The sequence below is a fragment of the Lutibacter litoralis genome (assembly GCF_014646675.1).
In the GTDB taxonomy this organism is placed as follows: domain Bacteria; phylum Bacteroidota; class Bacteroidia; order Flavobacteriales; family Flavobacteriaceae; genus Lutibacter; species Lutibacter litoralis.
The window spans coordinates 242212-266363 of sequence record NZ_BMNS01000001.1; the positions used below are offsets into that span (position 1 = coordinate 242212).

Below are 24152 nucleotides of genomic sequence, written 5' to 3' on the forward strand. Positions count from 1 at the left end.
CAGCGCTAATGCTACTGCAGTTGTAACTGTAGAAGAAAGCATTGCTCCTGTTGTAATTGTTCAAAACATTACTGTTCTACTTGATGCTAACGGAACAGCGACTATTGAACCTGCTGATATTGATAATGGTTCTTCAGATAATTGTGAAATTGAAACCTTAGTTTTAGATACAACATCTTTTGATTGTACTGCTGTCGGTGAAAATACAGTTACTCTTACCGTAACGGATGTTAATGGAAATAGTGCTAACGCTACTGCAGTTGTAACAGTAGAAGATGCAATTGCACCAACTGTAATTACTCAAGATATTACAATTGAATTAGACGAAAATGGAACGACTTCTATTTCTGTTGAAGATATTGATAACAGTTCTTTTGATAATTGTAGTATTGAAAGTTTATCTTTGGATACAACAACTTTTGATTGTACAGCTGTTGGTGAAAATACAGTTACACTTACCGTAACGGATGTTAATGGAAACAGAGCTAATGCTATTGCAGTTGTAACTGTGGTTGATACTGTAGCTCCTATAGCAAGTTGTTCAGCTCCATTTACAATTCAATTAGATGAAACCGGAACTGCAAGTATTACTGTGGAGGATATAAACAATGGCTCTTCGGACAATTGTAGTATTGAATCTATAAGTATAGATGTTACTTCTTTTGATTGTACTTCAATAGGTGATAATACCGTTACACTTACAGTAACCGATACTAGTGGTAATACAAGTATGTGTACAACTACAGTTACTGTTGAAGACACAACAGCTCCAATTGTAATTACTCAAAACATTTCTGTGGAATTGGATGAAACCGGAACTGGAACAATTTCAGCAGAAGATATCGATGACGGAAGTTTTGATGCCTGTGGTATTGCCTCTATCAGTATAGATCAAACAGCGTTTAGTTGCCCAACTTTAGATGAGCATACTGTAACATTAACAGTTACAGACACCTCTGGAAACAGCGCCTCAGAAATAGCTATTGTAACCTTTACTTCTGATGATTTGGATAGCGACGGAATTGCAGATGTTTGTGATGCCGATGTAGATGGTGATGGAGTTGACAATGCAGTAGATAACTGTCCATTAGTTTCAAACCCTAACCAAGCAGATTTAGACCGTAACGGTATTGGAGATATCTGTGATCAAGCCGAGTTAGAAATACCAAAAGGTTTCTCTCCAAACGGAGATGGTGTTAATGATGAGTTTATCATTGCAGGACTTCATAAATATCCTAACAACAGTATTCAAATCTATAACCGTTATGGGAATATGGTGTATGAATCTAAAGCATATCAAAACTATTGGGATGGAATCTCTTCCAGTAAGAACAGAAAACTTCCTGCAGCTCCGTACTTCTATGTACTAAGCATAGAAGGAGGAAGTAAAATAGTAAAAGGTTGGATATACATCAATTATTAAGAAAAAGATCAAATGAAAAATATATTTAAAAACACGGTATTTGCACTAGTTTTAGCAATAAGCATTCAAGGTTTTGCACAACAAGATCCTTTATACACGCAGTATTACAATAATTTTAGCTTAATCAACCCTGCCTACTCCGGTAGTCACGGGTTGTTTACCGCTACGGCTAATATACGCAGTCAATGGGCTGGTGAGGCTGGTAGTCCAGAAACACAAACACTTTCGTTACACGGGCAAACCGGTAAAAATGTGGGTTTGGGATTGTCAATTGTAAATGACAAGGTATATGTATTAAATGAAACCCACGTATTTGCAGATTTCTCCTACTCTATAGCAGCAAGTGAAGACGCTACTTTGGCATTTGGACTGAAAGCCGGTGGAAGTTTTTTAAACGTAGACTTATTGGAATTAGGAATTGAAAACGATAATTTATTTAGTGAAAACATCAACCAGTTCAATCCAAATATTGGAGCAGGTGCTTTTTATTATACCGATAAGTTTTATGCAAGTGTGTCTACTATAAACATTTTAAAAACAAAACGATATGCAAAAAGCAGCAATGTTGTTTCAAGTGCCTCAGATGAAATGGTTTTTTATATTTCTTCAGGTTATGTGTTTGATTTAAATGAAACCTTTAAACTAAAACCTTCGGTAATGTTTAGAGCGGTAAACGGAAGTCCGTTATCAACAGATATTTCTACAAGTATTTTATGGAATGACAAGTTAGAATTTGGACTCTCACATAGAATAGATGAGTCTGTTTCAGGGCTTTTTCAAATGAGGCTGACAGATAATTTAAAGATAGGATATACTTATGATGCCATCACTTCTGAACTTTCAAATTACAACAATGGTTCCCACGAATTTAGTATCATCTTAAACTTAGGAGGAAGTGAAGCCAATAAATCTAAAAGAAAACCTCCATTTTATTGGATGAAAGGAAAAAACTCTGAGGAGATTATTCAAATGAAAAATGAAACTAACGGAGATTAATTTTCGGAAATTTAATCGTAACGTTTTATTAATTAAAGAGCCACTGAGTGAGTGGCTCTTTTTTTGGGGTTTCTTGAGGTTTACTTTGAAACTTCTAAAACATCTTTAATAATTTGCTCAAATTGGTGTTTTGGTAAAGCACCTTGTGCCATTTGAGGTTCAGCATTTTTTGGAACAAATAAAATAGAAGGAATACTTCTAATTCCAAAAGCAGCAGCTAATTCTTGCTCTGCTTCTGTATCAACTTTATATATATTTACTTTTCCTTTATAATCTTCACCTAACTCTTCAAGAACAGGAGCAACCGCTTTGCAAGGGCCACACCAGTCTGCATAAAAATCAATTACGCAAGGAATATCTCCTTCAAATTTCCACTCTTTATTTTTTTCGAAATTAAAAACTTTCTCTAAAAAAGTTTCTTTTGTTAATAATTCTGTCATTTTATTTATTTTAATATTTCTTATATAGCAATTACTATACCATTATATTCGACGACAAAGTGACACAAAATCTTACAAAACTAGAGTAACAAAAGTTACAACTATAGATATAAACGTAATTTCAACTATTACTCCTACTGCTCTAGTTGCCATTTTAAATACAATTTTAATATATGTAAATTGGAAAAAATTTAAAACCCACAAGTAACAAATACATAGGCTGTAATTAGAATCAAAAATTTCAACTCCGCTCAATAACCAATTTATTGAGCGGAGTTGAAAGAAGGCTAACTTAAATTTTGTTTTATACCAGCCTATATGTAAAATTTATACTAAAATATTACTTTATGTTGATTGCCAAAGTATAATGTCTATTAGCTCTTCCTGGATTTTCTAGCGTTTTATTATTTAAAGTTTCACGAATAAAATTTAAAACTTGCTTGTCTCTTGAATTTACTTTTAAAACAACTATTTCCCCTTCTGAACTAAATGTAAAAGTCACCTGTACTAAAACTTGGTTTTCAACTAAAGATTCTGAATTTTCAACTAATTCTACAATTTGTTTTCTTATTTCATCTTTAGAAACATCCGGTGTAATAATTGTACTTGCAAACAAACTTGTTGTTCCAAATACTAATGCAATTGCCAATAATCTAAACTTGTTCATTTTATTTAATTTTAAAAATTATTTTCATTTATTTAACTATTCAAATTTATGACAAATTTACACCTGTTTTTAAAGTTGATAAGATTTAATACAAATTGAATGATTTTTTTTAAAATTAAGGATTTATGATTTTATTAAGTGTTTCGTTGAATTATTTATTTATTTTTAGCGCTTTATTACCTATTTTTTACACTATCTTAAATTTGGAGAAAATCCATTTGGAGCATTTTTCGGCGTATTTGGGTTGGTTATCAAATTATTGTTTGCATCTGAATAGCATTTCCATTCACTAATTGTAAATATTTTATTTGGCTCGTTTATATCCAAATTTCGTATTGCTTGTCCGTCTAAATATTCCCAATTTGTTCCATTCCCATCTTCACCAATTACTCCAAAAATATCTATTCTGTTTCCTGAATTGTCAACCAATTCATAAACATCATCACCATTTCCTGATATATAAGTAGATTCTATATTTGGAGTTATAGAAAACATATCTACAAATCCCGTATTTGCAACTATTATAAAACCACCTACAGGAATTATAATTCCAGAAAACACTACTGAAGAACTTGATGCGGTAGTTGCTCCATTTACATATTTATTCAATCTCCAACCTGATAAATCAATTTCTGTTTCACCTGCATTGTACAATTCAACAAACCTAGAAGAAACACTATTTTTTGGGTCTGCCACTTCTGTAATCATTATTTTAGGAATAATAATTGGACATTCTTTATAAGCATCAGCAAATACAACATCTTCCAATTGTCTTATTTCTAAATTTGAAGATAAAACACCTGTAATGTTTCCGCTTCCTTCAGGGAACTTTTCATTTGCAAAAGTAGCTTCTCCACTTGTAAACACTCCTAATTTAATTGGCTCGTTGCATGATTCTAAAGTTCTAATTCCATCATTATCTCCTGTAAAAAAAGCAAAAGCTTTTCCCAATTCACTTGAAGTTAATTGCACATCCGTTACAGTTACTAATGTGTTTTTAAATTCTGAATTTTTAACCTCAGCAATAGAGATTTTAGTTGGAGTTATGGTGAAATTTTCTCCACTATTAAAAATAAAACTGCCAACTTTTGAGGTTTCAATTTTTGCAATCCCACTTCCTTTTGGATATCCAATTGTTAAAACTTCATCCATTTTGTTCATATAAAGCTTGTTTAATATTACAAAAACTTTATCTCCTCTATTATATTCTTCAAAAATTAAATCTTTATCAATCAATAATTGGATTCCAGCAGCAGGATTTTCTATTGCATCTTGAATAATTAACCTGTTTTTAAAATTTCCAGATTCGTCACTAGAAACAACGTAGCCTTCAACAACATAATTATTTTCAACTCCAAACTCAACTAGACTGTTATTATACATTTCTGTAATTTCTAATATTGAACTATTTGGCGTTACTACCTGTGAATAATCACATCTGGCTTCTGTAAATTTTACATCTTCTACACCTCTAATATACAATTGAAAGTCTTCATAATAATTACTGAAAATTGCGATTACACTTCCTTTTCCTTCTGGTAATAACTGGTTTTTAAAATCCGAATAACCACTGTTTCTAAGTAACACTTCTCCTGTTAAATTACAATTACTATTAAAACTTTCTAAAATTCTATTTTCAGTTGTTGAATTTTTAATATTTCCATAAGCGTTTCCAAGTTCTGAAGTTTTAAATTGTACATTATCTATTTGAATTAACATTTCTAACATATTTTCATTCAACTCATTAATAGTTACAACTTTTGGTGTAATTTCAACAACCTCACAAGAACGAATTATATGATTTTTAACTTCCAAAGCCGGAATTCTTCCTAATTCTGTTGCAGCAGCTTTCCCTATTTGAATACTTCCAAAACTATATCCAACAGCCAAACCTTTTAATTTTACATACACTTTTCTCCCTACATTATAGGTTGTATAAATATCCGATTGATCAATAGCAATTTTTATGGCAGCAGTCGGATTTTCAGGTTTATCTTGAATAGAAAGTGATTTGTAAATATTACCAGATTTGTCGTTAGAAACCACATAACCTTCAATAATAACATCGGTTTCAATTTTTGTTGCACCACCAAAAGTGTACATATCTTTTATTTGAGCAATAGTGTTGGTTGAAGTTATATCAATCTCAACACAATCCACTTTTGGAGTTGAAAATCCGTCGTCTTTTACACAACCCAAATACAAACTTGTTACAAGCAACATAAATGCGCTAAATTTTAATTTTTTTAATATCTTCATAGCGTTGTTTTTAAAATCTTACATAAAAATTTAAGTAGTACGAAGCTTTGTTTCCGTACCAGTATTTTGGGGCAAAAATTGGTTTTTCTAATTGTTTATCTCGTTTTAATTCGGGATAATTTGATTTTCTGGATTGTTCAAAGCCTCCAGTTTTAAAAACTTCGCCCAAAACATTATTTACCCCAATAAAAAAACCGGCATAATAATCGTTAATTTTCCAAGACTTTCCTCCAACAGCATTTAGCAGAAAAGCATCTTCAAATTTTTCTTGTTCTAATAAATTATCAACTTGATTTTGAGTTACTTCAACACCAGTTTCATCATCTAAAAAAGGAACTCCGTCTGCATCTGTATAAAAATTATCGGTTCTTAATAATGGAGAAATATCTAAGTAATTATTACGTAACAAATTTCCATTTAACTGAAACCACCAATAGTTTGGATCCCGGTATTCAAAACCTAAAGAATAAGCTTCTTGCGGCGTTCCAGAAACACGGTAATTTTTTAAAAAAGCTGTTCCAAAATCGCTAGTTTCATTAACAAAACTTTCCGATTGTAAATACAATTGTGGGTTATTATTATACGTAAATTGACCAAATGAGCCAACTGCAATTAATTTTACAGATGGAACAACCTGATATTCAAAACTTAATTCTGCTCCAATATTCTTTTTAGAAACTCCAGTAATAATTTCGTTTACAAAATCTGCTTGATCCCCCAATAATCCCTCAGCAAAAAAGAAAGATGTTTCTATAGCATCTGTAAAATTTGTATAAAAAGCTGTCGCTCTAGCTTGTATTTTTAAACCTCTAAAAATGTAATTTACATCACCTGTAGTCACTTTTTCGCTAGTGAGATTAGGAGTTATATTATTGTTAACCCTAGAGTTTGAAAATGCCGTTCTAATTGTTGGTGCATTTGAAATGTATGCTGCATTTACATTTACCAAATGTCGACCTGTAATCTTATAGGTGAATCCTCCTTTTAAACTCGCATCTACAAAAGATTGTTTTTCACTTTTTCCAAAAGAACTATTTTCATAAGTTCCGTTTTTAAACAATCCATCTCTTTGATAATTCGTGCTTTTAAAATTTAAAGCAGCGAAATAATCTAGCTTGTTTTTAGAAAATTGTAGTTGCGCAAAGGTACTTGCAACTGAAGCGTTTATAGTGTAATTGTATTGGAATTTATCGTTAACCTCGATCAACCTATTTGGGTTGTTTAAATCATTTTGTCTGGCTTCGCCTTCAGCATATTGATCTAAATCTACAAATCCATTTCCCCCTAATAAGTCTATCATATTTCCATAATTACTTGAGGTCAAATTTTTAAATGAAACTCCTGCATGTAAATTTAAATTACTCCCAATATTTTTTGCTAAAACCGTACTTATAGTAAGTTGATTGTCATCCACCCTGTCTTCATATAAATAATATAACGAATTACCATTATCCGTATTTTTCTGATATATTTCTTGCCAATTTAATTGCCCGTTATTTAAAAATTCTTGTTCGGCTAAATACGCATTTGTATAATCTAAATTATCATCAAATCGTAAAAAACTACTCGGCAAGTATTTCCAATACGTTGGATCTGGATTTGGTGCGTTAAAATATCCCAATCTGCTATTTCCAATATGCCCAAATTGATACGCTAAGGTTGTTTTTAAAGTGGTTTTTTCTTTTTCGTAAAAATGACTGAACATTACAATAGGTTCAAAGATCTCTTTAATTCGAGCGTTTCTCTTATCTCCCTCTTGTTTTCCCCAGTAAGCATTGTATTGCGAGCCTTTTAAATCGTACACTTCTTGTGTATTTGGTGAAGATTTCCCTCTTCGGTTTAACGAAGCGATAGCTGTAATGTTTATACTATGATTGCTATTTAATTTCTTTTCTGCAGCTATAAAGGCAGCCCAAGCGTTGTATGAAGTACCCTCCAAATAACCTTCTTGGGCAAATCTTCTGGATGCAGAAACAGCAAATGCCCAGTTATTTTTATTAAACCCTGTTGCATACATTGCCATAACACGACCGGTATAACTTTTATTTGCCGAGGCGAAAGAAATTTTTCCTCCAGGCCTATATTCCGAGGCACGTGTTTTAAAATTTGTAGATCCTAAAAGACCTCCAAAATTATTTTCTGAAGCTTGTATTCCATTCGAAAATTCTTGATTCCTAAAAACATCATTTAAACCTCCCCAATTACTCCATCGCGGTCCGCCATCGTATAATTTATTCATTTCAATACCATTAATTAAAATGGAACCATAACTAGAGTCATAGCCACGAACTTTAAACCAGGCCTGACTAAAATTAAAGGAAGCAGCTCTTAAAAATGCATCTTTTGAAGATTGAAATAAACCAGCCGTATAATCCGAACTCCGCTCACCATCATCTAATAAATCATCATCGGTTAACAATATTAAACTATCATCTGCAACTTCTATTATTGCTTTTGACAAATAAATAACACCTAAATTAATTGTAGTAGAATCTTCAATAATTATTGGGATTTTTTGAGATTGATATCCCTGAAAATTTAAGCGAAGCACATAAGATTCATTTGGAATTTTCTCAATATTAAAATCACCATTTATATCGGTTTCAGTAAAGAATAAGGTATTTTCTAAGGCTATAGAAATGCCTTTTAATGGTTTTTTTGATGTGATATCAATAATTTTTCCTCGAATAGATGCGGTAGTTTGTGCATTTAGATTATAGCCATACAAAAAGCACAAAAAACCTAGGAATAGTAGCTTTTTCATTTACAATTTTTTTACAATTAACAAAAAAATATTGAAAATGAAAAATAAATACTTCTAAAATACTAACAAACAATTAGCCTAAACACCTAAAAAAAAGCTTTTTAAAAATATTTTTTTTATTTATCTACCCAATATCAACAATCAAATCATAAATTACTTTTTAATAATATCAAATTAAAAAAATACGCTGCATTTTATAATATCTTTAATATCTTGGCTTAAAAATTGTTAGTAAATTAGCATTCTTAAAACTTGAAAAATGAGCGTCAATTTTCAAATTATAAATCTATAAATACAATCAAATGAAATATATATTAAAACTATTATTACCTCTCTTATTAATCTCAAATACACTTTTTGCGCAAGAGAATTTTCAAATTAGAACCATTGCATTTTATAATTTAGAAAATTTATTTGATACCGTAAACGACACGCTGAAAAACGACGAAGCCAGTCCTATTATGGGAATAAAAGAAGGACGTGAAGAGGTATATCAAAAAAAATTAGCAAATATGTCTAAAGTTCTGTCAGAAATTGGGTCTAACGAGACAAAAAACTCCGCAGCTATAATTGGTGTTGCAGAAGTAGAAAACAGAAAAGTACTGGAAGATTTACTGCAAACCGATAATTTAAAAAATAAACAATACGATATTATTCATTACGATTCTCCCGATTTAAGAGGAATTGATGTTGCCTTATTATACCAACCAAATTATTTTAGACCAACGCATCACGAAGTTTTTGAATTAAAATTATGGAATGAAAATGGAATGCGTATTTATACTAGAGACCAATTATTAGTTTCTGGTTATTTAGATGACGAACTGATTCATGTTATTGTAAATCATTGGCCCTCTAGAAGAGGTGGTGAAGCTAACAGCAGGTCTAAAAGAGAAAAAGCAGCTTATTTAAACACAAAAATTGTTGAAAAAATTAAACTTACAGATCCAAATCCTAAGATTATTATTATGGGAGATTTAAATGATGATCCGCATAATACAAGTTTAAAAAAGGTGCTTAAAACCAAATCTAAAAAAGCTAACGTTAAAGAAGGAGATATTTACAATCCAATGGAAGACATGTTTAGACGTGGACAAAATACCTTGGTTTACAGAGATAACATTAATTTATTCGATCAAATTATGTTTACCTCTCCTCTTTTAACAACCAAAAAAGATTATTCAACCTATAAAATGTATAAAACAAACGTGTTTAACCCACAATATTTAACTACACAAACAGGGAAATACAAAGGCTATCCGCATAGAAGTTTTGCTGGAAATAATTTTATAAATGGGTATAGCGATCATTATCCCGTTTATATGTATTTGATTAAAGAAGTAAGTGCGCCTCAACTAAAAAATTAAATATTAAATTTGCTAAGCAAACCATAAATCAAACCTAAGAATGATACAAAAAATAGTAGTAAGTTTATTAATTTCCATAACTTTTGGAAGCGTTTCGGCTCAAGAAGTTATGACTCCTAAAATGCTGTTGGAATTAAACAAAGTTTCAGCAAAAGGAATTTCAAAAGATGGCAAGGATGTAATTTATAGCACTTCAAAATACAACGTTGCAACGGATACTAAAGTTACAACCGTATATAAAATTCCTATTGAAGGCGGAATACCTTTTGCTATAGAAACCTATAAAAACCTACTTCCAAACAAGCATATTTCACCAAATGGAACTTATACAATTTTTACTGAAGATGTAAAACTTAAAAATATATCTGGAAAAGATTTTTATCCTGAAATTAAAAACTCAAATGTGCAGATTTATGACGAATTAAATTACCGTCATTGGGATACTTGGGAAGACGGCGCCTACAGTCACGTGTTTTACAAAGCGAACTCAAAATATGCTGAAGCAATAGACATTATGTCTAACGAACCTTTTGATTGTCCGCAAAAACCTTTTGGAGGATCGGAAGATTACCTTTGGAGCCCAGATAGCCAAAACATACTCTACGTAACAAAAAAGTTAAGCGGAACAGCGTATTCTGTAAGTACAAATACAGATATTTATAGTTACAATTTAGCTTCAAAAAACACTATTAATTTAACTGAAGGTAATAAAGGATACGATACAAATCCTGCTTTTTCATCTAAAAATCAATTGGCTTGGTTACAAATGAAAAGAGACGGTTACGAAGCTGACAAGAATGATATTATTATTTTAATTGATGGTGAAAAAGTAAATATTACTGAAAATTGGGATGAAACTGTACATAGTTTTGCTTGGGACACGAAAGGTGAAAAAATTTATTTTGTTGCACCTAATTTTGGAACTGTTCAACTTTTTGAAATTAATGTTCCTAAATCTTCAAACAAAATAAGTCAGCCAAAACAACTTACCAACGGACAATTTGATGTAAGTGGAATTGTAGGACAATCTAAAAATATGTTGGTTGTAAATCGTAAAGACATGAATCATGCAAACGAATTATATACTTACAATTTAAAAAATGGTACGTTAAAACAACTTACACACGCAAACGATGCTACTTACAATTCCATAACCTTAAGTAAGGTTGAAAAAAGAATGGTAAAAACATCCGATGGTAAAGACATGTTAACGTGGGTTATTTATCCACCAAATTTTGATCCTTCAAAAAAATATCCAACAATTTTATATTGCAAAGGCGGTCCGCAAGGCCCATTAAGTCAGTCGTATTCTTTTAGATGGAATTACCAATTAATGGCTGCAAATGGTTATATAATTGTTGCACCAAGCAGAAGAGGAATGTCTGGTTTTGGTATTGAATGGAACGAGCAAATTAGTAAAGATTATGGCGGACAAAATATGAAAGATTATTTAGCTGCCATTGATGATATTTCTAAAGAAAACTATGTAGATACAGATAGATTAGGTTGTGTTGGAGCCAGTTATGGTGGGTATTCTGCATTTTATTTAGCCGGAATTCACGAAGGAAGATTTAAAAGTTTTATTGCACATGATGGGATGTACAATTTAAGAAGCATGTATGGCACTACCGAAGAGTTGTTTTTTGTAAACTGGGATTTAGGTGGTAATTATTGGGATAAAAATAATGCAGCTGCTCAAAAAACTTTTAATGAATTTAACCCTGCTAATTTTGTTGATAAATGGGATACACCTATTTTAATAATTCAAGGGGCTAAAGATTTTAGAGTTCCTATTGGGCAAGGTTTAGAAGCATTTCAAGCCGCACAATTAAAAGGAATAAAAAGTAAATTGTTATTCTTTCCAGAAGAAAACCATTGGGTATTAAATGGGCAAAATAGCTTTATTTGGCATACCGAATTTTATAAATGGTTAGATGAAACCTTATAATTAAAAATCCGAATTTGATAAAATACACTTGAGGCTGTCTAAAAATATTAAATTTTTAGACAGCCTCAATTTAACTTCAATACCCAGTTTTCATTAGAATCGGAATACAATTTCTTATTTTAAGTAGTTTTTAGCATGATTAGGAGCTCTAAAAGTTCTTTAAAATAGTATTGCGGAAAATAAACATTTATAAATTTATGAAAATTCAGAAAACTTTATTTTCTTTTCAAGTTTTCTTTAATAGGTTCTACCCGTCTTCGCTTTATTTTATTAATTGAATCTATAGATTTTTTCTCTAAATTTTTTATTGCTTGCGCAATAGAATCTTCCTCTCTTTTTAAGGTTTCAAACTTTTTATTTAAGGTTTTTAAACGCTCTTCAACTTTCGATAAAATAACATCGTAATCATCTACTCTAGAGGTATAATAAAAATTACTTTCCTTAAATTGGGTACTATCAATATTGTATTTTTTAAAAACTAAAGGGTGGTAATCTACTTTGCGCTTTAAATCTAAGTTTTTTGTAGTTTCAGCATTAACAGCTAACAATAAATCTGTTAATAAATCAACCATTTGATCTTCAGGAATCAAATTATCAGGTTTTTTTAATATCGTATTACTCGTGCAACTAAACATAAAAAAACTAATAAAAAGTATGTATAAATATTTATTCATGTGTTCTATTAAACAGTAATCTTTTACCTTTTATTGTGTCGTTAAACTTTCCATTATTGTAAATAAGGTTACCATTTACAAAAGTATGTGTAATTTTAGAGTAAAAAGTAGTTCCTTCAAAAGGAGACCAACCACATTTGTATAAAATATTATCTTTTTTCACAGTCCAAGGGGATGCTATATCTACAAGGACCAAATCAGCATAATATCCTTTTTTTATAAATCCTCTTTTTTCAATTTTGAAAATTTTTGCAGGATTATGGCACATTTTCTCTATAATTTTTTCAATAGATATTTTACCCTGTCTATATGCTTTTAGCATCGCTGGAAGTGCATGTTGTACTAATGGCCCTCCACTTGGCGCTTTGGTATACACTTGTTGCTTCTCTTCTAGTGTATGTGGCGCATGGTCTGTAGCAATAACATCAATTTTATCATTTAACAATGCTTTCCACAAACCTTCCTTATCTTTTTCAGTTTTAACAGCTGGATTCCATTTTATAAGAGTCCCTTTTAATTTGTAATCACTTTCATCAAAAGTTAAATGGTGCACACAAACCTCTGCTGTAATTTGTTTTTTCTCTAATGGTATTTTATTTGTAAACAGCTCCGTTTCTTTAGCTGTTGAAAGATGAAAAACATGCAAACGTGCTCCTGTTTTTTTGGCTAATTCAATAGCTTTTGAAGAAGATAAATAACAAGCTTCTTCGCTTCTAATTTTTGGATGTAATGCTATTGGAATATCTTCTCCGTATTCTTTTAAATAGGTTTCTAAATTGTTTTTAATTGTTTCTTCATCCTCACAATGTACAGCAATTAACATTTTTGTTGAAGAAAATATTTTTTCTAAGACTTCTTCATTATCCACCAACATATCTCCTGTAGATGAGCCTAAAAATAGTTTTATCCCTGCAACATTTGAGGGGTCTGTTTTTAATAACTCTTCTAAATTATGATTGGTACCACCAAACATAAATGAATAATTTGCATAGGATGATTTTGAAGCAATTTCAAACTTTTCTTCCAACAATTTTTGAGTTGTAGCTTGTGGTACAGTATTTGGCATTTCAATAAAAGAAGTGATTCCACCAGCAACAGCTGCTCTACTCTCCGTTTCAATAGTTGCCTTGTGTGTTAATCCTGGTTCTCTAAAATGAACCTGATCGTCTATTGCCCCAGGAATTAAAAATTTACCTTCTGCATCTATAACCAAGGTGTCGGAAGATTTTGAACTAATGGAAATATCAATATCAATTATGTATTCGCCATCTATTAAAACATCACCTTCCATAATTGTACCTTCATTTACAATTTGGGCATTTTTTATAAGTGTTAAACTCATTGTTCTTTTTCTTAAATTTATTTAGAAATCCCAGTAATTCTCATTTTAATTACACCAAAAATCGCTTCGGAAATTATAGATCCACTCATTTTTGACGTTCCTCTTTTTCTATCGGTAAATATAACTGAAACTTCTTTATGCTTAAATTTTCTTTTCCAAGCTTTAAATTTCATTTCAATTTGAAACGCATATCCAACAAATTTTATTTTATCTAACTCTAAAGTCTCTAATACCTTTCGTCTATAGCAAACAAAACCTGCGGTGGTATCGTAAATAGGGATTTGCGTTATAATTTTAACATATTTTGATGCAAAATAAGATAAAACAAGACGTTTAATATCCCAATTTACAACATTAATTTTATTATTTAAATATCGAGATCCTATAGAAAAATCCGCTCCTTCCTTTGCACAAGCATTGTACAATTTTATTAAATCTTTTGGGTTATGAGAAAAATCGGCATCCATTTCAATAATATAATCGTATTTTCTATCTAACGCCCATTTAAAACCGTGAATATAGGCAGTTCCTAACCCTTGCTTTTCAGTTCTTACTTCTAAAAATAAATTTTGAAACTCTTTTTGTAAATTTATCACAATATCACCTGTTCCATCTGGTGAATTATCATCTACAACCAGAATATCAAATTGCATTTCCTGCTTAAATACAGCTCTAATTATCGCTTCAACATTTTCCTTTTCATTAAACGTTGGTATTATTACCAGAGTATTTGACATATAGATCAATTTTGCAGCAAAGATAAAACAATTAATCACTAATTTTGTCATAAACTAACTAAGTTACTTAATGATTACAGCAGAAAATATAATACGTCAAGATAATGATTGGATTACCATGGCATTTTTAATAATCCTTGTTGTATTGGCTGTTCAAAAAAGATTATTTGGAAATAGGCTATTGCATACAAGTATTTTTTTCTTTAAAAAAAACAAATTGGTTAGCTATTTTAATAAAGAAAAAAGAACCTTTTTTAATCTTTATCAAGTACTATCTTTTGTTGTAGAATTAATAAGTCTTTCGCTATTATTTTACTTTATAACATTTATTTTTAATGTGGATGTTGGAACCAATGGCATAGATTTATTCCTAAAAATTGCCTTTGGGATAGGGTTTTACTTCTTGATTCGTTTTTTAATTGGGAATATTTTTTCAGTTATTTTTAATTTAGAAAAACTTTATAAAAAAATTTCATTCGAAAAAATGAATTATTTTAACAATCTGATTTTATGGGTATTACCTCTTTTAGTCTTAACAGCCTATTCAAAATATTTTGAAAATATATTATTTAAAATCACCCTGATTGTTTTTGTTATTTTAGTATTAATAAGGTATGTTGTTTTAATAATAAATAATAAAAAGCTGGTATTTAACAACTTGTTTTATTTTATTTTGTACCTTTGCGTCCTTGAAATCGCACCCTTGGTGATTATTTTAAAATTAACAATTTAAGCACAAAATTGAAGTTTATGAAAGTGAAAACAATTTTGGTTTCTCAGCCAGCTCCAAAGACAGAAAATTCTCCTTATTCAGATTTAATTGACAAGCAAAAAGTTAAAATTGATTTTGTGCCATTTATTCATGTCGAAAGCGTTTCTGCAAAAGAAGTGCGCACGCAAAAAATTGATTTAAGAAACTATACCGCAATTATTTTAACCAGCAGAAATGCTGTTGACCATTTTTTTAGAGTGGCAGAAGAAATGCGATTTACCGTTCCGGATTCAATGAAATATTTTTGCCAATCTGAAGCTGTTGCTTATTATTTACAAAAATATGTTGTGTATCGTAAACGTAAAATTTACGTTGGAAAACGTACATTCCCTGAATTATCAACTATTATTAAAAAATATAAAGATGAAAAGTTTCTACTCCCTTCATCTGATAAATTAAAAGATATTGTTCCAGAAACTTTAAATGAACTTGGAGTTAATTGGACTAGAGCTACGTTATTTAAAACAGTTGTGAGCGATTTATCTAATTTAGAGAATGTATTTTACGACATTTTGGTATTCTTTTCACCTTCTGGAATAGATTCATTATTTCAAAATTTCCCTAATTTCAAACAAAATAATACACGTATTGCTGTATTTGGAAATTCAACTGTAAAAGCTGCCACACAAGCAGGTTTAAAATGTACTATTGAAGCGCCAACACCTGAAACCCCTTCAATGACTATGGCTTTAGAAAAATATATTTTAAAGGCGAATAAAAAATAACTTAAAGACTTCGTAAGGGAGTTTCCCTTAAAACCGAACTAAAAAGCATCCTATTTTTTTCTTCAGATGAAGATTTAGGATGTTTTTTTTATGCAAATAAGTTAGCATAAATATCTTCAACTTTAGCAACTTGTACAATTCTTATTGCATAAGGCTTTGAGCTTATTTTATTGAATTTTGAGACAAATATCTTATTAAATCCTAATTTCTCAGCCTCTAAAATACGTTGTTCTATTCTATTTATTGCACGTATTTCACCTGCTAAGCCTATTTCTGCAGCAAAACAAAAATCTTGTGGAATTGCTTCATCTTCGTTTGAGGATAAAATGGCACTTATAACTGCCAAATCAATTGCAGGATCATCTACTTTTATGCCACCTGCAATATTCAAAAAAACATCTTTTGCGCCCAATCTAAAACCAGCACGTTTTTCTAAAACAGCCAATAACATATTTAATCTTTTAAGATCATAACCTGTTGCGGATCGCTGTGGCGTTCCATAAACTGCTGTGCTAACCAAAGCCTGAACTTCAATCATTAGAGGTCGCATACCTTCTAAGGTAGCCGCAATCGCAGTACCACTTAAATCGTCTTCTTTTTGTGAGATTAATATTTCTGAAGGATTTTCAACTTCTCTTAAACCGATATTTTGCATTTCATAGATACCAAGTTCCGCTGTTGAACCAAAGCGGTTTTTATTGGCACGTAAAATTCTATATGTATGGTTTCTGTCGCCTTCAAATTGCAACACAACATCTACCATATGTTCCAATATTTTTGGTCCTGCAATATTTCCATCTTTAGTTATATGACCAATTAATAAAACCGGTGTAGCAGTTTCTTTTGCAAATTTTATAAGTTCGGCGGTAGTTTCTCTAATTTGCGAAATAGAACCCGGAGAAGCTTCAATATACTCAGTGTGTAATGTTTGAATAGAATCTATAACAAGAACCTCTGGTTGCACTTCTTCTATAACTTTAAATATATGCTGTGTGTTAGTTTCGGTTAAAATAAGGCAATTTGTATTCTTTGTTTGAAGTCGTTCTGCACGCATTTTAATTTGGCTCTGACTTTCTTCACCCGAAACATACAGTACTTTTTTGGGAATTACCAAGGCAATTTGTAATAACAAAGTAGATTTTCCAATACCCGGTTCTCCACCTAAAAGCGTCATAGAGCCTTTTACCAAACCACCACCTAAAACTCTATCTAACTCTTTGTTTCGTGTTGAAATTCGATCTTCTTCATCTAAAACAATGTCATTTATTTTTAAGGCTTTGTTTGTTTTTTTAACAGCAGAAGCTTGTTTCCAATTTCTTTTTTCTTCCTTTTGAATAACTTCCTCAACAATTGTATTCCACTCATTACAAGCTTTGCATTGTCCTAACCATTTTGCGTATTGTGTGCCACAATTCTGACAGAAAAAAGAAGTTTTTACTTTAGCCATTTTTATTAAAATTGAAAAAGTAAATATATAAAGAAATACCTATTTTTTTTGATATTTATTATATATTGGAATTAATATTAACGACAAGCTTCCAAATAAAATAACCATTAGCGTTTGGGCCGTCCACATTATCCAACCAAAGGCCAGTGCAGGGTTATGATCTACTTTATATAATACCAAGGCTCCAGCAACTAAAAGCGGGTAGGTTCCTAAACCACCATTTGTTAATGCCATGCTTAGACCACCTACAACAAAACCAACAATTATTGCTGCAAAAGATAAATTTGTAGTTTCTGGCAAGGCAAAAGTTACGGCATAAAACATGAGTACATACATTGCCCAAATAAAAATTGTATGTGCAATAAATTTCCATTTCTTTTTCATTGTAAAAATACTTTTAGCTCCATCAATTAAGCCTTTTATGAAGGTTATAACTTTTACAATAAAAACATTTCTAGATTTTTTTAAAAAACGATAGGTAAAAAAACCAACTAATGGTAATACAACAAAAACAAAAATTTTAGAATAAATACTCCCAGAAGCATCTTCCTTAAAAATATAGCTTCCGATTAACTCTGTTTGATAAAAAAATGCCAAACCAATAATAGCTAATAGTATAATTACATCTGCAACTCTTTCTGCTACAATAGTTCCAAAAGCTTTTTCAAAAGGGATATTTTCATACTTTTTTATACTCGCTGCTCTCGCAAACTCACCAGATCTTGGGATAACTAAATTTAATAAATAAGCTATTAAAACCGACATCACACTATTTGCAAACCTTGGCTTATAACCTAAAGGCTCTAATAAAAATTGCCAACGATAAGCTCGTGATAAATGACTTAATATTCCAAAAATTAAAGACACTAAAACCCACCAATAATTGGCTGTTTTAAAAGAAGTTTCAATAGACGCTACATCTGAAGGTGATAATTTTGATAAAGAGTACCAAATTAAAAATACTCCCAAAAGTATTGGGAGTATTAAAAAGAGTGTTTTTTTAATTTTTTTATTCAAATTTATGTTAACGAATTATCGTTTTCATTTGGGAAAATTAGTGTTGGTTTAAAAGATTTTGCTTTTTCAAAATCTAATATCCCATAAGAAATTATAATAATGATGTCTCCTTTAGCTACTTTTCTAGCGGCTGGTCCATTTAATGTAATTTCTCCACTTTTTCTTGGGCCTGGAATTGCATACGTTTCAAGACGTTCTCCATTGTTAATATTTACAATTTGAACTTTTTCTCCTTGAATAATATTAGATGCATCCATTAAATCTTCATCAATGGTAATACTGCCAATATATTGTAAATCGGCTCCAGTAACCTTAACTCGATGAATTTTTGATTTTACTACTTCTATTTGCATAGTGCAAAATTAATAATTTTGTGTTAATGTATTTATATTTATAAACTTATATTATCAATAAGTCGTATTTCTCCTGCAAAAACAGCTATAAAAGCTCTACATTTTTGATTAGGATTCTTGTTTTTTATTGTTTGAAGAGTTTCTTCATCTGCAATGTCAAAATATTCTAGTTCCAAAAGAGGTTGTTTTTTAAATTCATTTTCAACCCAATCTATGACTTCTAAAGCTCTTTTTGTGCCAAACTTCATTTTAGCTTCTTTTAGTGTTTTGTAGATAAATGGTGCTGCATCTCTATGCGATTCTGTCAGTCTGGCATTTCTAGAACTCATTGCCAATCCATCTTCTTCTCTATAAATATCACAGCCTACAATTTTCACAGGCATTTTATGGTTTTTTACCATATTCCTAATTATTTGTAGCTGCTGAAAATCTTTTTCACCAAAATAAGCTTTTTTTGGTTTTACAATTTCAAACAAACGTTTTACAATGGTTCCAACACCATTAAAATGACCTTCTCTAAATTTCCCTTCCATTTGATGCTCTAAACCATCAAAATTAAAGGCTTGTGACGTAATATTATTTGCATAGATTTCATTCGCTGAAGGAGCAAAAACGATATCGCAAAACACGCCTTTTAAAAGGGAAAGATCTTTGTCTATTGTTTTAGGATAATTTATTAAATCTTCTTGTTTATCAAACTGAGTTGGGTTAACAAAAACACTTACTACAACAATATCATTTTCTTTTTTAGCCCTTTCTATAAGAGATAAATGGCCTTTATGAAGCGCACCCATAGTTGGTACAAAACCAATAGTAGTTCCCTTTTTTAACGACTTAATCTTTTCTTGTACCGATTTTATTTTAGCAAAAACTAACATAGTCTATTTGTTAATAAACGTTAAAAGCGTGCAAACTTACATTTTTCAAGTCAAAATCTACATAAATTTTCGTAATTTTGCATAATCTTTAAAATAAAAGGTTGGAATATGAAAGATAAGAGAGTATTGGTTGTTTCATCGGAAGTTGTACCTTATTTACCTGAAAACGAACTATCTATAACTTCATTTGAAGTAGCAAAAATGATTCATGGACAGGGAGGCCAGACACGTATTTTTATGCCTCGCTATGGATTAATTAATGAAAGAAGACATCAATTACACGAAGTTATCCGCTTATCTGGAATGAATTTAGTGATTAATGACATGGATATGCCTTTAATTATAAAAGTTGCTTCTATTCCAAAAGAAAGAATGCAAGTTTATTTTATAGATAACGATGAATATTTTAAACGTAAGGCCTTGTTTACAGACGAAGATAATGAGCTGTTTAAAGACAATGACGAGCGCGCCATATTTTTTGCAAAAGGTGTTGTTGAAACTGTAAAAAAATTAAATTGGGCTCCAGATATTATACATGTTCACGGATGGATGGCTTCACTTTTACCATTGTATATTAAAGAATACTATAAAAATGATCCTTTATTTACAGACAGTAAAATTGTAACATCTCTTTATAATAATGGATTTGAAGGTTCTTTAAATGACAATTTTAATGAAAAAATTAAATTTGACGGTATAGACGCTTCCAAACTTAAGACTATCACAAACCCAAACTATACAAATATTTTAATTAATGCAATTGAAAATTCCGATGCTCTTATTAAAGGTAGCGAAGAACTCCCAAATGAGCTATTAGAATCTTTAAAAACAAGCAATAAACCTGTATTAGATTACTTTCCACCAGAAGAGTTTGAAAATAAGTATACAGAATTTTATAGTAACAACGTTCTATAGTTTAAACCTAACAAATAGTAATTTATAATATGACAACAAAAGTTGTAAGTACATTTAAATACTTAGCAGTATTTTCTTTGGTGATTTTTTCACTTATCTCATGTGAAAAAGAAATTGAAAGTGTTGGAGTAAGCCTTATTGATAATGACACCTTTAATACCAATAAATTTACCTCAGAAGTTAAAACAGAAAATGAAAATATTGAACGCGTACCTGCAAATATATTACCACAATATTTATTAGGAGTTTATGCCGATGAAGAATTTGGAAAATTAAAAGCATCTATTGTAACGCAACTAAATTTACCAACATTTGGTGAATCTTATGTTTCAGGTTATGGAGACAATACCGCTATAGATTCGGTACTTATCCATATACCTTATCAAGCTACAAGAATAGAAGATTATACAGACGGAAAACCTAAATTCTCTATAGATTCTGTATTTGGAAATAAAGACGTTCCTTTTCAATTAAATATTTTTGAATTAAAAACGTTTTTAAATACACTAGACCCTAACGATCCTTCAAAACAAGCTATTTACTATTCCGATAAAGAATTTCAAAAAGGAGATATTCCATTGTTTTCAGGAGATTTTAAAATAAATCCGAATGATACAGTAACATATATTAAAAGATATTTGAATGATGGTTTAACGGTTTATGATATTGATACTATTAAAAATGATAATTTAGGTCCTTCAATTAAACTTCCTTTAAATGAAACCTTAATACACCAACTTTTTGTTGAAAATCCTTCAAATTCAGAATTTTTAAATAGCGATAATTTTAGTCGTTATTTTAGAGGTTTATATATCGAGGCTGCGGAATTAATGAGTGAAAAAGCACAGCTATTGTCATTAAATATGGCAACTGCAAAAATGGTGATTTATTATTCTAAAACTGAAGATGAAACAGATGTACAAGATTTGAACGGTAATGGTACAAAAGGAGAAGAAAATGTTAGAACAAAACATGTTTATAATTTTGCTTTCGGATCTATTAAATCCAATATATTAGAAAGAGATTATACAAATTCTAAACTCTCGGGAGACGATAGAATATATGTTCAAGGTGCTGGTGGTTCAATAGCAACTGTTGAGCTATTTTCAAATGAAAATTTAACTGATCTTAGAGCTAACAATTGGCTAATAACAGATGCTAATTTAACACTTTACGTAGATCAAAATGCTTCTTCAAACATAATTCCTGAGCAACTTTTTGTTTATAATTACGATGAAAAAGAGCAACTTTTAGATATGGTTTCTGAAGGAATTTTAACAGTTGGAGGAACTTTAGAAAGAGATGATGATGGAAACCCTTATAAGTATACATTTAAAATCACCGATTATATTTCTGAATTATTAAAATCTGATGAACCTCTTGACTTAGTAAAACTTGGAATTAAAGTTTATAATTCTTCTGATGCACCAACAAGCATTACAGATGTTGAGTTAAAAAACTATAGTTGGAATCCGAAAGGAGTTGTTTTATACAATGAAAGTGCTGGAGATAAAAGGGTTAAACTTGAAGTAACTTATACAGAATTAAATAATTAAAATTTTCGCTTTTTATGTGTGGAATTACTGGATACTTGGGTTTTAGAGAAGCATATCCAATAGTTATTAACGGTTTACAGAGATTAGAATACAGAGGTTATGATAGTGCTGGAATTGTTTTAACTTCAACAGAAGACAAACTAAAGCTTTTTAAAACCAAAGGTAAAGTAGCCGAATTAAAAAAAATTATTGAAAATAATAACTCCACAGGAAATTTAGCATTAGGTCATACACGTTGGGCTACTCATGGTATTCCTAGTACTGAAAATTCACATCCGCATATTTCAAATTCAGGAAATTTAGCAATTGTACACAATGGTATTATTGAAAATTATGATACTATTAAAAAAGAACTTATAAAAAGAGGTTACACATTTAAAAGTGAAACTGATACCGAAGTTTTAGTAAATTTAATTGAAGAAGTTCAACTAAAAAACAACTGTAAATTAGGTAAAGCTGTACAGTTGGCACTTACAAATGTAGTTGGAGCTTATGCAATTGCTGTGTACGATATAAGCAAAGCCGACGAAATTATAGTTGCAAAATTAGGAAGCCCTTTAGCGATTGGTATTGGGGAAAACAATACAGAATTTTTTATAGCATCTGATGCTTCTCCATTTATTGAATATACAAAAGATGCCATTTATTTAGATGATGAAGAATTAGCGATAATTAAGCTCGGAAAAAAAATTAGAGTTCGAAAAATTAACGACGATTCTTTTGTTGAACCTTACATTCAAGAGTTAAAACTTAATTTAGAACAAATAGAAAAAGGTGGTTATGATCACTTTATGTTAAAAGAAATTCATGAGCAACCAAATGCAATTTCAGATACTTATAGAGGACGCCTTTTAGCAGATAAAGGCATTATTAAAATGGGTAGTGTTGATAACAACATTACTAAATTTTTAAACGCAAAGCGTATTATTATTGTTGCTTGCGGAACCTCTTGGCACGCTGGGTTAGTTGGAGAATATCTTATTGAAGAATTTGCCAGAATTCCTGTTGAGGTTGAATACGCATCAGAATTTAGATATAGAAATCCAATAATAAGTAAAGACGATATTGTAATCGCTATTTCTCAATCTGGAGAAACTGCAGATACTTTGGCTGCAATTAAATTAGCAAAAGCAAATGGTGCTTTTGTTTTTGGAATTTGTAATGTTGTAGGTTCTTCCATTGCTAGGGAAACAAATTCTGGAGCATATACACACGCAGGTCCAGAAATTGGTGTAGCTTCTACCAAAGCATTTACCACACAAATAACTGTGCTTTCTTTAATAGCTCTAAAGTTAGGTAATTTAAAAGGAGAGCTGTCTAATTCTAAGTTTAATAACTATTTACAAGAATTAAAATTAATACCTTCAAAAGTAACAGAAGTATTAAAAATTAATACTGAAATTGAAAAAATAGCCGCAATTTATAAAGATGCGCCAAATTGTTTGTATTTAGGGAGAGGGTTTAATTTTCCAGTTGCCTTAGAAGGTGCTTTAAAACTAAAAGAAATCTCTTATATACACGCTGAAGGCTATCCAGCAGCTGAAATGAAACACGGTCCTATCGCTTTAATTGATGCTTCTATGCCTGTAATTGTAATTGCAACCAAAAAAGGACATTACGAAAAAGTTGTAAGCAATATTCAAGAAATTAAATCCAGAAAAGGAAAAATTATTGCTATTGTTACCAAAGGAGATACTGTTGTAAAAGAAATTGCAGATCATGTTATTGAAATTCCAGAAACCGAAGAAGCATTTACTCCGTTATTAACCACAATTCCTTTACAATTATTGTCTTATTATATTGCTGTAATGCGCGGTTGTAATGTAGATCAGCCTCGTAATTTAGCTAAGTCTGTAACGGTAGAATAAAATT

General features: G+C 30.6%; 20 protein-coding genes. 9 read left to right on the forward strand and 11 right to left on the reverse strand.

The annotated features are described in order from the left end of the window. Window positions 1-1423 (forward strand): T9SS type B sorting domain-containing protein (locus tag IEW75_RS01040; RefSeq protein WP_188703949.1); only part of this gene is annotated, 1423 nt, incomplete at its 5' end. A gap of 12 nt (window positions 1424-1435) precedes the next feature. After that, a complete protein-coding gene (locus IEW75_RS01045) occupies window positions 1436-2419 on the forward strand; it encodes a PorP/SprF family type IX secretion system membrane protein (RefSeq protein ID WP_134248185.1) in 984 nt (327 codons plus the stop codon). An 80-nt stretch (window positions 2420-2499) separates the two neighbouring features. Here the strand turns inward: IEW75_RS01045 and trxA are convergent, their stop codons facing one another. From trxA to IEW75_RS01065, 4 genes are all read right to left on the reverse strand, one after another. Beyond that, window positions 2500-2859 carry a thioredoxin gene (trxA, locus tag IEW75_RS01050; protein ID WP_134248186.1) on the reverse strand — a complete coding sequence of 120 codons (360 nt, stop codon included), beginning with the start codon at window positions 2857-2859 and terminating at the stop codon, window positions 2500-2502. A 340-nt stretch (window positions 2860-3199) separates the two neighbouring features. Next, a complete protein-coding gene (locus IEW75_RS01055) occupies window positions 3200-3526 on the reverse strand; it encodes a hypothetical protein (protein WP_134248187.1) in 327 nt (108 codons plus the stop codon). A 192-nt stretch (window positions 3527-3718) separates the two neighbouring features. After that, entirely contained in the window at window positions 3719-5785 is a 2067-nt protein-coding gene (locus tag IEW75_RS01060; protein ID WP_134248188.1) for a DUF5689 domain-containing protein, read from the reverse strand. A 10-nt stretch (window positions 5786-5795) separates the two neighbouring features. Beyond that, window positions 5796-8549, reverse strand: coding sequence for a TonB-dependent receptor (locus IEW75_RS01065; RefSeq protein WP_134248189.1), 2754 nt, complete (start codon window positions 8547-8549; stop codon window positions 5796-5798). Window positions 8550-8851: 302 nt separating this feature from the next. Between IEW75_RS01065 and IEW75_RS01070 the strand changes: the two genes are divergently transcribed. Beyond that, on the forward strand, window positions 8852-9916 hold the full coding sequence (locus IEW75_RS01070) for an endonuclease/exonuclease/phosphatase family protein (protein WP_134248190.1): 1065 nt from the start codon (window positions 8852-8854) through the stop codon (window positions 9914-9916). Window positions 9917-9956: 40 nt separating this feature from the next. Continuing rightward, on the forward strand, window positions 9957-11864 hold the full coding sequence (locus IEW75_RS01075; protein WP_229714366.1) for a S9 family peptidase: 1908 nt from the start codon (window positions 9957-9959) through the stop codon (window positions 11862-11864). Window positions 11865-12079: 215 nt separating this feature from the next. On the opposite strand, the gene IEW75_RS01080 is transcribed toward IEW75_RS01075, so the two are convergent. Genes IEW75_RS01080 through IEW75_RS01090 form a run of 3 tightly spaced genes read right to left on the reverse strand, consistent with a single transcriptional unit; the run spans window position 12080 to window position 14617 of the window. Continuing rightward, a complete protein-coding gene (locus tag IEW75_RS01080; RefSeq protein WP_134248191.1) occupies window positions 12080-12538 on the reverse strand; it encodes a DUF4296 domain-containing protein in 459 nt (152 codons plus the stop codon). Then, a complete protein-coding gene (locus IEW75_RS01085; RefSeq protein WP_134248192.1) occupies window positions 12531-13880 on the reverse strand; it encodes a dihydroorotase in 1350 nt (449 codons plus the stop codon). Before IEW75_RS01085 ends, IEW75_RS01080 begins: the two co-directional genes overlap by 8 nt. Window positions 13881-13897: 17 nt before the next feature. Beyond that, window positions 13898-14617 carry a polyprenol monophosphomannose synthase gene (locus IEW75_RS01090; RefSeq protein ID WP_134248193.1) on the reverse strand — a complete coding sequence of 240 codons (720 nt, stop codon included), beginning with the start codon at window positions 14615-14617 and terminating at the stop codon, window positions 13898-13900. Between the two features lie 70 nt (window positions 14618-14687). Here IEW75_RS01090 and IEW75_RS01095 point away from each other — a divergent pair, with 70 nt between their 5' ends. Then, window positions 14688-15350, forward strand: coding sequence for a DUF4271 domain-containing protein (locus IEW75_RS01095; protein ID WP_134248194.1), 663 nt, complete (start codon window positions 14688-14690; stop codon window positions 15348-15350). Window positions 15351-15367: 17 nt separating this feature from the next. Next, entirely contained in the window at window positions 15368-16114 is a 747-nt protein-coding gene (locus IEW75_RS01100; RefSeq protein WP_134248195.1) for a uroporphyrinogen-III synthase, read from the forward strand. An 88-nt stretch (window positions 16115-16202) separates the two neighbouring features. Here the strand turns inward: IEW75_RS01100 and radA are convergent, their stop codons facing one another. Genes radA through panC form a run of 4 tightly spaced genes read right to left on the reverse strand, consistent with a single transcriptional unit; the run spans window position 16203 to window position 19809 of the window. Then, complete coding sequence (radA, locus tag IEW75_RS01105) at window positions 16203-17561, reverse strand: DNA repair protein RadA (protein ID WP_134248196.1); 1359 nt, start codon at window positions 17559-17561, stop codon at window positions 16203-16205. Window positions 17562-17600: 39 nt separating this feature from the next. After that, a complete protein-coding gene (locus tag IEW75_RS01110) occupies window positions 17601-18578 on the reverse strand; it encodes a lysylphosphatidylglycerol synthase transmembrane domain-containing protein (protein WP_134248197.1) in 978 nt (325 codons plus the stop codon). A gap of 2 nt (window positions 18579-18580) precedes the next feature. Then, window positions 18581-18931: an aspartate 1-decarboxylase gene (gene panD / locus IEW75_RS01115; RefSeq protein ID WP_134248198.1), complete on the reverse strand. Its 351-nt coding sequence runs from the start codon at window positions 18929-18931 to the stop codon at window positions 18581-18583. 38 nt (window positions 18932-18969) lie between these two features. Continuing rightward, entirely contained in the window at window positions 18970-19809 is an 840-nt protein-coding gene (gene panC, locus IEW75_RS01120) for a pantoate--beta-alanine ligase (protein ID WP_134248199.1), read from the reverse strand. A 108-nt stretch (window positions 19810-19917) separates the two neighbouring features. Here panC and IEW75_RS01125 point away from each other — a divergent pair, with 108 nt between their 5' ends. The 3 genes from IEW75_RS01125 to glmS are packed head-to-tail and all read left to right on the forward strand — an operon-like array spanning window position 19918 to window position 24148. Beyond that, window positions 19918-20724, forward strand: coding sequence for a glycogen/starch synthase (locus IEW75_RS01125; RefSeq protein ID WP_134248200.1), 807 nt, complete (start codon window positions 19918-19920; stop codon window positions 20722-20724). A 29-nt stretch (window positions 20725-20753) separates the two neighbouring features. Continuing rightward, on the forward strand, window positions 20754-22280 hold the full coding sequence (locus tag IEW75_RS01130) for a DUF4270 domain-containing protein (RefSeq protein ID WP_134248201.1): 1527 nt from the start codon (window positions 20754-20756) through the stop codon (window positions 22278-22280). Between the two features lie 14 nt (window positions 22281-22294). Beyond that, entirely contained in the window at window positions 22295-24148 is a 1854-nt protein-coding gene (gene glmS, locus IEW75_RS01135; protein ID WP_134248202.1) for a glutamine--fructose-6-phosphate transaminase (isomerizing), read from the forward strand. The last annotated feature ends 4 nt before the right edge of the window (window positions 24149-24152 follow it).